Raw genomic sequence first — 9,747 nt, 5'->3', positions numbered from 1 at the left:
CGAACAACAAGATAAAGCTACTGATACGGACTGCCTATGGCTTCAGGAACATGAACAACATGCTGTCGCTGATAATGTTGAGCTGTTCCTATGTAGATGTAAAGATAGCCTACGAATGGGAATCGGAATCGAGAGAATCATCTAGCAAGGCTGCCTAAATGCTTCCACACATGTTGATGATGCCTCAAATTATTTGTTGTTTAGCGATAGAAAACAGAGCCTCATAGACGAATTCAATGCGGTGGCGATGAAGCCGATTTGGCAAATGGATGATGAAAAAGAACGTAATGAAATTGAATGCGTACAGAAGGTTTTTGTTCGACATCAATACTTTGAAGGTAACCTCAAATTCAAACGTCGCTTGCCGTATCGCTACATTACAGATTTTTACGAATCTCTACGTGATGAAAGTGCGGACAAGTTGGCAGAATCTAAACTGAATTTGGCAAAGGCTATTTCCATTAGCGAAGGTTGCGAAAATGAAGAATTGTCAAAGGCTCATCTTCTTTTGGCCAGCTCGCAGTCGAATGATCCGATATCAAAAAGTTATCGAAGATTCCCGATAGATGAATTTGAATTGTTTGTGAACAAGACTGACCATTTGACACAGTATGTGGAGTATGAAAGTGATAGCTTTGTGTTCCGACATAAAAACGAAAAGTATATTCAGTTGACCGTTTCGCTAGACTTGTATGAAATGCTCAAATTTATCCAGAATGGTTTTAGCCCTTCTGTAAATGACTTGCAGGGTCGATTTATTGAGTTGCAAGTATTTAAGAACCTGTTGCAGAGCAAAACCTATAAGGAAATTATTGTCACCAAGAATAATCAGAAGTTTACCATTATTCGTCTTGACGAGAATAAACATATTGTATTCGAAGCCTTAAAGTAGGAGAATAACTAGTATGATGTTGAAGTTGAAAAAAGGTACGGTGACATTCCGTAATCCTCAGATTTTTGCTGTTGATACGAAACGTGTTGTTCTTGAACGAGTTCTTACAAAATTGTTTATGCTTATTTATACGGAAGGGGTAACGCTGACGTTAAAGGTGAAGACAGAACACAACATAAAATCATTGATGGGATATGTAGATGTTTTAGAACAAGAAGGTCTTGTCTCTAATGCGTTTAAAAATTCTGATGCGGTTGAGGATTGGTTACGTAGTAATTTGCTAGAGATGGTTTTTCGCGGCAATGTTGTTAAGGAAAAGGTCTCTAGTCTTAAGCCAATGCATTTGTTGAGTTTTAGAATTCAAAACCTTAAGTATTGTCGTGATTACAATACATCAGATCAGCTTTACTTTATGTTACGCTGTTGCCCTGAAGTCCATTCTGGATTAAAACAATATCTTTGTAAAGGATGGGATACGGGTACAAATTCTGCTGTACGATGTGCTGATCTTGATGTTGATACAACGGGGATTCTGTATTTAGTTAAGGGACTAAAAGAAACAAGATCTCTCAATACTAGGGAAACTCCTGAACCATTGTTGCGAAAGCAATCTGACCTTTTTAATGATGATATTCGAAGACTTCTTGTATATCAAGAAAAATTACCAAGATCTGTATTTATTGAATACTTCAAGATTCTTTGTGGGTTTCATCTTACTTTATATACAATGAAGTTGGTCTATCTATTGCCTCAAATGGTTGACCAAGGAAGGATTGATGTCGAAGACGATTGGTCGCTGATTGTTGATGTGACGGATAATCTGAATAGCAAGATTTCAAAATATGCTAAAGAAGATTTTGAAAAGAACGAAAATTATTATCGTCAATATATTAGAGCGACCTACTCGATAGATGTTGCTCAAAATTGGCTTTCTAGAAATGACACGAAGGTTTCTATTGCGCAAACTCTTAGAAAAATAAAAGAGGGCCTGAAGGATGAGTATTTTAACATTCGTTTGCAGGATGTTGTTAGCGAATTGCCCAGTGAAAGCGATAAAGAATTTGATAAAAAAGATTACGAAGAACAATTTAAGTATTTTAATGGTTTTTCCTCTTTCCAAAAATTTGTTTATTTGTTAGAATCATCGAACCTTGGCTTTTCTCAGTATAAATATCTAAGGGAGTTTATTGATGCTGTTTCAATGAAAAATTCTCCTTCTAAATTACTTGCGGATGGCCGTTCTAGAAAATATCCAAGGCGCGGAGCCTTAGGATCAAAACTGCTGGAAACGCTTGTTCAGATATTGGTTCTGGAACCTGTTGATGACGGAAAATATCAATCAAGATCATTGTCTATTGATGAATTGGCTCGACTGATTCGTTCTCGGTATGGCTTGATCATCAATGGTATTGGTGATTCTCGATTTAAGAATGCAGATGTGGAAACATGTTCTGCATTTAAGGAAAATATGGATGCGTTCAAGAATAAATTGCGACAAATCGGTTTCTATACGGATTTGAGCGATGCCTACTTGTTGCAAAAAATCCGTCCCCGTTACAATTTTAACTAAGGTGTTGTCATGAGTATTCAGGAATTGTATTACGACAAGTTTCTCGGATTCGTTGTTTTGCGTTATGAGAAAAGTATTAAAGAAGTTAAGCCGGGACACCGAATGAAAATTACGGGTTTGTCGCTTGACAAACTTCAAAGGATAATTGCTCCGCTGCGAAAAATAAATCCGTCTGTCAAGACGTTTATTCTTTCGGATTCACTTTCGGGTGATGATTATGTCCATGCTTCGAAATTGATTGAACTCAGAAATGAAAGTCCTGATGCAATTCTTGCCTTGATTCCATCGGATAGTTCAACATCTGCTGAAGATTCCTATGGTGCGGCGTTTCAGGAATTGTCTGTGTCGGATTTACAGAAAGAGTTCTTTGCCTTTTTGCTTTCCAAAATTCCCCAAGATAAATCGCATCTCTTTCAGATATTTTTTAATGCTTTTGCTGAGTTTAAATTATTTGCATCGGATGATTTAAGCAATTTGGTGAACTATTTACTTTTTGTTGATGCTGAAAATTATTCTTTGGAATCGTGGGGTGATGGTCTCCAATTTATGGGGATGATTCCTGATTCGGATTTGGCGAAAAATGAACAGGACCTGAAACGTTATTTCAAATTGAATTTTGAGATGTGTACATCTCTGCTCTGTGATTTTTCTCTGACAGAATTAGATCGAGTCAATAAGCTTCCTTTAAGCCCGAATTCCATTCAAAATGAAGTTATTAATTTCTTGACAAAAGAAAAAGATGTTCGTGATAGCATTGAACTTTGCAAAAGAATTTATGAGAAATATCCTAAACTTAATTTCTCTAGATGGAAAAACTATCTCACAGTTGCTGTAAACAAGAAAAATGTTAAGGTCTATGCTGATTTGGTGCCTGGCAAAAAGGATGGTGAAGAACTAATAAAAGACCCTACTGGAAATTTGGTGCTAAACATTAAGGATGGAAAGAAGAAAGGAAAAATCTCTTTTACAGTTATTGTTGATCCAGCTCCAGCGCAAAACCCAGATATTATGGCGTTTGAAATATGCTTGATAAGGCGTGAAGACTTTACGTTGGTGGATACGCTAAAGAAAGCGAAACTTGGCGCCAATAGAAAAAGTGCCAAACGCAAAATGTCCGTTAATATTGAAAACGAAGCATACGAATCCGGCGATTATATGCTTCGTGTCAATGCTATTGACGAAAACAATGTTGTTCTTAATGTTGACAATGATTTTAAGGACGAAGAAAAACAAAGTAAATGGGAGGAAGAAAAGGCTAAAAATCCGGAAAAGTCCAAAGAACAATTTCGATTGGATAATCAGGCTGCCTATTGTAATGAAACCATCGTGTTTACAATAAACAATGTCGTATCTTCTGACGAACTTGAAGAGTCTGAAGAAGTTGAAAAAAGAGCAAAGGTCAATACATTTTTGCAGGGGTTCATCCGTCAACGAGTATCGCTGTTAGTGAGCGATAAAGAAATTGAACTGAATGAATACGATGAACCCAAAAATGGTTGGCAGCATGGTTCCTTGAATGACATTTTCCAGTTTGATTTGTCGTCTAAATTTGCGTTTCAAATACAGTTGCCAAAGAAACTTATTGCTCTAGAAACATCCTTCTTGAAAAAACGAGATACGTTTGGATATATCAATGCTACAGTCGGTGCGAATATAACTGATGTAAATTTGCAAAGTATACGATTCAGCGCTGTGTCTCAAGATATAATTCCGGACGAATTGAAAAAATTAAGGTCTGAATTGTTTGAGATTATTTCGCAGTCAGCAAAAGAAGATTCTGGCTTGCTTGAAACATTTGATATTACAAATAACCAAGACTTGATTATAAATTATTTGGCGGAATATAATTCCTGGTTGGCTGATTTGTCGGCCCAGAACCTTTCGGAAAGTGACTCTGTTGCAGTTCAGTTTATTGACATGGTTAAATTGGAGGTGGAACTTCCTAACGGAACTTACACCGATGTTTGCCTTATTTCGCCTTTACACCCACTTCGTTTGGGTTGGATGGTAAATCTATGGGGCTTGTTTCAAAATTGGGAAAACAGCACAAAAGAGTTTGATGTATATCGGAAATCTTGGACAAAAAAGCTGGACCAGCTTTTCTACGGCAAACTGAAAATGGATGTTGCTCCATTAATCTTGGCTGATGAAAAATTACAAGACCCGTATCAATATATTGGTGAAATAACATTTGGATGGGGAATTTATTCTCGCCCCGCAATAAGCAAGGACAAATCTTTGTCTTCTGATGCAAGGCAAATAAAGGCTTATACATCGTCTTTGCTCAATATCTCCAGCGATAAGATTATTGACAGCGATGTTAGTGCTGAATTGGTAGAAAAATACATCAACCGGTTTGCCAAATCGCATCCTTATGCGAAAAAATTGGTTCTGAACTTGTTTAATGCGGGCGATGCGATTTCTTTTGTTAATGCACTGAAGTCGATTGAATTGAAAAACTCCGCATTGACTTATGAAATAAGAATTTTTTCAGAGTCAAATTTGATAAAATCCGGAAGTGCTCTTCGAGAACTTATAAATCCCGAATCCAATGTTGCTGAAGGTGCGGAGGCCTTTTCGCAAGCGTCGCGTAATCGACTTTTCCCGAAAATACGATTCTCCTTGAATGATACGCAGCAATTTATTCAAGACCCGAACCATTATCAAGCTCATATTTCATTCTTGATAAATCCGTTCCAGATACAATCTTCTTTGGTGCGGCCCAATAAACTGGATAGATCGTTCTATTTGAATTCCTTAATTTGCCGTAGCGTTATATCTTATGAAGAAAATGGAAACGATTCTACATGGTATCGCTATATATCCGAAAAAATATTGCCAAATCCTGTAGATGAATTTGCCAATACAGAAATTTCATTGTTGGCAAATATTCAAAACTTGGTGGGTAAGATTATGTCTAATACCATTGACTGTTCTTTGCCGACGACAACATTAGTTTTGAAGGAATCTGACCGTGTTCTCCTTAATTTAGTTCACGATGTTTCTGATTGGGTGGTGACATTCGATAAAAATATGGGGCCTGAATTCTTTGACCTCCCGGCAAATTCGGGAGAAAATCAAAAGATTCCTTATTTGCTGGACTATATTCCAGGACAAGAATCTGTAGGAACATCCGCTTTCTTGACTTCTAAGCCCACAAGTGAAATTGAGGGGCTAATGAAGCCAATGTTTAGCGAGTATGGAATTGATTTGTCTGGCAATGAACAGTTCTTGGAATTACTTGAAGATGTAAGAACTGTTAGCAGTTCTCTCATAATGCAAGCAGGAACGACAAGAAACAAGGCTTTTGAAGTCCTAGGCACAACGCTAACGAAACGATTCCTAAAGAAAAAAGGATTGCTTGAAGAGGCGTTTATTATTCCGATCGACTTGCATCAGGAACTTTTTGCAGATCTTGATACAGGAGACCGTGAACGTGCGGACAACTTGCTTGTAAATATTGATATTGAATCCAAAGAAATAGTATTTACCATTGTTGAAATAAAGTGCAGAAAATCTTTGAGTGAAAGCGAAGAAAATGACTTGAAGTGTAAAATACAAGCTCAACTCATCAATACAGTGTCGGCCTTGCAGCAACGATTTGGAAAACCGCTAGATGGAAGTCCAGAAAGACTAGATAGAGAATTGCAGATTTTGGAATTGGTTGATTTGCTGAGCTTCTATATCAAGAGGTCACTGCGTTATGCTCAATTGGATTCGATTGTTGCTGAAGAATATCTGATGTTCTTGTCCGAATTGGAAAAAATAGATTTCAATTTGAAATTCAAACAGATTGGCGTGATTTATAACTTTAGTCAGCATGAACGCCAAAAGAAGAGTTTTGAAGGTGATAGTTGTATTTTCACAATGGGAGAATCTGTCATTAGCGAAATTCTGGGTGATAATGCGACATTGAATACGGAACGCCTGAAACAACTTGATAACGATAAGGAGTTTTGTAACGCTTTTGAACCAAATCGCAAGGATTCAATTGTTCGAATTAGAACCCTACGTGATGGCGGTGATTTACCTGCAGAAACGCCTGTTGAACCAGAATTCGAAGAGACTGAAGATATTGAGAATATAGTTTCTACTGCAAATTCGTCAGAATCGGCAGTTTCTTCAACATCAGAAGTGTTGCCAGAGACGGCGGAGAAGCGTTCGGAGGTGGTTGAGGACAAACCTGTAACAGTTCCAGATGTTTCTGTACCGACATCAGAAATTTCTGCATCAGGACAGATCCCCATTGTAGAAACAGCACCAAAATCAGATGAAAATAATGGTGTGGAAAAACAGGAAGCAGGTGATGCCTGTTATGAACTACCTGTATGCGATGTTTTGATTGGAAAAACTGATTTTTCGCCGCAATTTGGGATACTCGGAAAAACGATAGACAATAAAAGGCCGGTTGGTATTGACTTGAATGAATGCAATACTGTCAGTTTATTTGGTGTTCAGGGTGCAGGAAAAAGTTATACAATTGGAACTGTTGCAGAAATGACCCTGAAACAGTTTAGCAAAGTGAACAAGTTGCCAGCGCCTCTTGCTAGCGTCATTTTCCATTATAGCGAGAGTATGGATTACGCCCCTGAGTTCACATCAATGGTTTATCCAAATGATGATGAAAAACAACTTGCTCGCTTAAAAAATGAATATGGTGCAGAAGCCGGATCTGTAAAAGATGTTTTGCTTTTGACGCCCAAGAGTCAAGTTGAAAAGAGAAAATCCGAATATCCTGATATTGAAATTGCTCCCATTGGATTTGCGGCGTCCGAATTAAATGTTGCAGACTGGATGTTCCTACTTGGTGCAATGGGCAATGATTCTACATATGTCAAGGCTTTGAAACAGATAATGAAGTCCTGCCGTCATGACATGACTTTAACCAATATTAGAATGGGAGTTAACCAAGATTCATATTTGTCAAATGCACAAAAGAATTTGGCATCGCAAAAACTTGATTTTGCTTCCGAGTATATCTTGAATGACAAATTGCTAAAACAATATATGCGTCCAGGCCGTTTAATCATTGTTGACTTGCGAGACGAATTTATCGAAAAGAACGAAGCTCTTGGTTTGTTTGTTGTAATGCTCAATATATTTGCAAGTGTCAAGGATGTTGACGGCAAACAGTTTAACAAGTTCATTGTTTTTGATGAAGCTCATAAATATATGAACGATAAAGATCTTGTCGGTTCTATTACTACTGCAATTCGCGAAATGAGACATAAAGGCGTTTCAATCATGATTGCTAGCCAGGATCCGATGAGCTTGCCAAGCGAAATTATTGAACTTAGCTCTGTTGTAATAATGCACAAGTTTAGTTCACCGGCTTGGGTAAAGCATGTTCAAAAGTCGATTACAGCGTTGCAGACGCTTACACCTACGGCTATGTCTTCGCTTACATCTGGTGAAGCATTCTTGTGGGCGAATAAGGCTACGGATAGAATGTTTACGCAAAGGCCTGTGAAAATATCGATTCGCCCACGTGTCACCAAGCATGGCGGCGATACGATAAATGCGGTGAAGTAAAGAATTTATGAAAAAAGAGAAAGCCTATGTCTAAATCCCTAGAAAAATTTAATGTATCCATCCAAGATTCAAAGAATCTTTTAGATATGTTTGACAAACAGAGTAAATCAAATCCTGAAAATGCTGAGGTGTTGAAACGTGCCGGACTTGTCATGGCTTTTACGGCATGGGAAACATACGTGGAGGATCGCTTGACGGAGTCCTTGTCGCTGCAGATGAAGTTGATAAAAGGATGCTCGCTAGGAGATTTTTTCCAAAAGAAATTAGATGAAGAATTAAAACGATTCAATACGCCGACATCCGACAAAACAAAGAAATTATACAAGGATTTCTTGGGAATTGAAGATGTTACGGAAGGCTGGAAATGGAGTAATTATGAGCCAGCTAAATCGCGAGAACAATTGAACAAATGGATTGCCTTGCGTGGTGAGATTGTGCACCATGCAAAAGGTGTTTCGACAAATCCGCAACCTCACATAGTAAAGAAAGATGATTTGTCCAAATGCATTACCTTTTTAGAAGGACTTGTAAAAACTTTTGATGCATATGTAGAAAAGGTCCTTTGATATATATGGATAAAGAAAAACTTATAAAGGCAATCAATCAGAAAGGGCAGCGCAATAGCCTTATCTCTATCTATTACAATATCGGTAGAACGTTGCCGTTCCGTTCGCAGCGCTTTCCTGATGGTCGGGTTTCCGATTGGTATCGGTCGCAGTTTGTTGAAGTCCATGAGGTAAAGCCTGGTGGTAAAGGCGGAAAGTACGGTTACGCCTATGGATTCTATTTCAGGAATGGAGAACGTGCGGATGCTACGGAAAACAACCCCGAGCAAAGTTGGTGCAAAATGAGTGATACCGAGCCGCAGGGGATTCCGTGTGCCGCTTGTGGTTCATGGGTGCTTCTTGATATTCTGGGAGAAACGACAGCGGAGCCTACAAAAATTTATGGCGTAAACGATGTCTTGGAAATCGGCAAGCATAAGGGAAAGACTTTGACCGAAGTATCCGCTCTGATTGGGGGTGGGTAAAGTGGGCTAAAGAAAATGCGGAACACATCTTTTTTGATATGGATGAAGTGATGGAGGAAAGGAATAAAAGCATTAAGCCCCTTCATCCAGAAGATGAGTTGACCTATGGGAAATACAAAGGGCAAAGCATCAAGGAAATTGCTGGATTTGACATAAATTATCTTCGATGGCTTGCTATGAATAATGAAGATTTTGTCTTTGATTTCAAGGAATTGTCATAGTACGTTTTGATGTTCGCTTCCGCGTTAGGGATGGTGACCCCTTGGGGCCGAGACCATGGGCTCGGTTTTAGGAGGCGGGCGGCGAGCGAAGCGAAGGTGGCTGCCCCTAAAATATAGCCCGACCCACGCCAGTGGGGAACGCCCAAATGCAAAGGGGCGAACCGTTCCCCATCATCCACTGGGAAGATGGCGAAATCTCTACCGTCGACGATGCAGAACTCCCCGTGCAGCTGCCGGACCTGCAGGACTACAAGCCGGGTGACGGCGGTCAGTCTCCGCTGGCCAACGCAACTGAATGGTTGAACGTTGTTGACGCTAATGGCCGCAAGGGTGTCCGCGAAACTAACACCATGCCGCAGTGGGCTGGTTCCTGCTGGTACTACCTCCGCTATATCGACGCCTGCAACGGTGACGCATTCCTGGCCAAGGAACTTGAAAAGTACTGGATGCCCGTCGACCTTTATGTGGGCGGTGCAGAACACGCTGTGCTCCACTTGCTGTA

6 protein-coding genes and 1 pseudogene are annotated in these 9,747 nt (G+C 39.3%); all 7 read left to right on the top strand.

Translation table 11 applies throughout. The features are described from left to right. The first annotated feature begins 265 nt into the window (after positions 1 to 265). Positions 266 to 892: a hypothetical protein gene (locus MMG03_RS15655; RefSeq protein WP_249506712.1), complete on the top strand. Its 627-nt coding sequence runs from the start codon at positions 266 to 268 to the stop codon at positions 890 to 892. Between the two features lie 13 nt (positions 893 to 905). Continuing rightward, a complete protein-coding gene (gene mads7 / locus MMG03_RS15650; protein WP_249506711.1) occupies positions 906 to 2,462 on the top strand; it encodes a methylation-associated defense system protein MAD7 in 1,557 nt (518 codons plus the stop codon). 9 nt (positions 2,463 to 2,471) lie between these two features. Beyond that, complete coding sequence (locus MMG03_RS15645) at positions 2,472 to 7,994, top strand: ATP-binding protein (protein ID WP_249506710.1); 5,523 nt, start codon at positions 2,472 to 2,474, stop codon at positions 7,992 to 7,994. A 26-nt stretch (positions 7,995 to 8,020) separates the two neighbouring features. After that, complete coding sequence (locus tag MMG03_RS15640; protein ID WP_088637352.1) at positions 8,021 to 8,560, top strand: HEPN domain-containing protein; 540 nt, start codon at positions 8,021 to 8,023, stop codon at positions 8,558 to 8,560. A gap of 5 nt (positions 8,561 to 8,565) precedes the next feature. Continuing rightward, positions 8,566 to 9,024, top strand: a complete 459-nt coding sequence (locus tag MMG03_RS15635; RefSeq protein WP_249506709.1) for a hypothetical protein — start codon at positions 8,566 to 8,568, stop codon at positions 9,022 to 9,024. A gap of 38 nt (positions 9,025 to 9,062) precedes the next feature. Next, complete coding sequence (locus MMG03_RS15630; RefSeq protein ID WP_249506708.1) at positions 9,063 to 9,245, top strand: hypothetical protein; 183 nt, start codon at positions 9,063 to 9,065, stop codon at positions 9,243 to 9,245. A gap of 155 nt (positions 9,246 to 9,400) precedes the next feature. Next, positions 9,401 to 9,747, top strand: a pseudogene (locus MMG03_RS15625) (leucine--tRNA ligase); the annotation flags it as partial.

The organism is Fibrobacter sp. HC4 (assembly GCF_023373925.1).
Classification (GTDB): Bacteria; Fibrobacterota; Fibrobacteria; order Fibrobacterales; family Fibrobacteraceae; genus Fibrobacter.
This window is presented reverse-complemented; position numbering and strand designations above follow the sequence as displayed.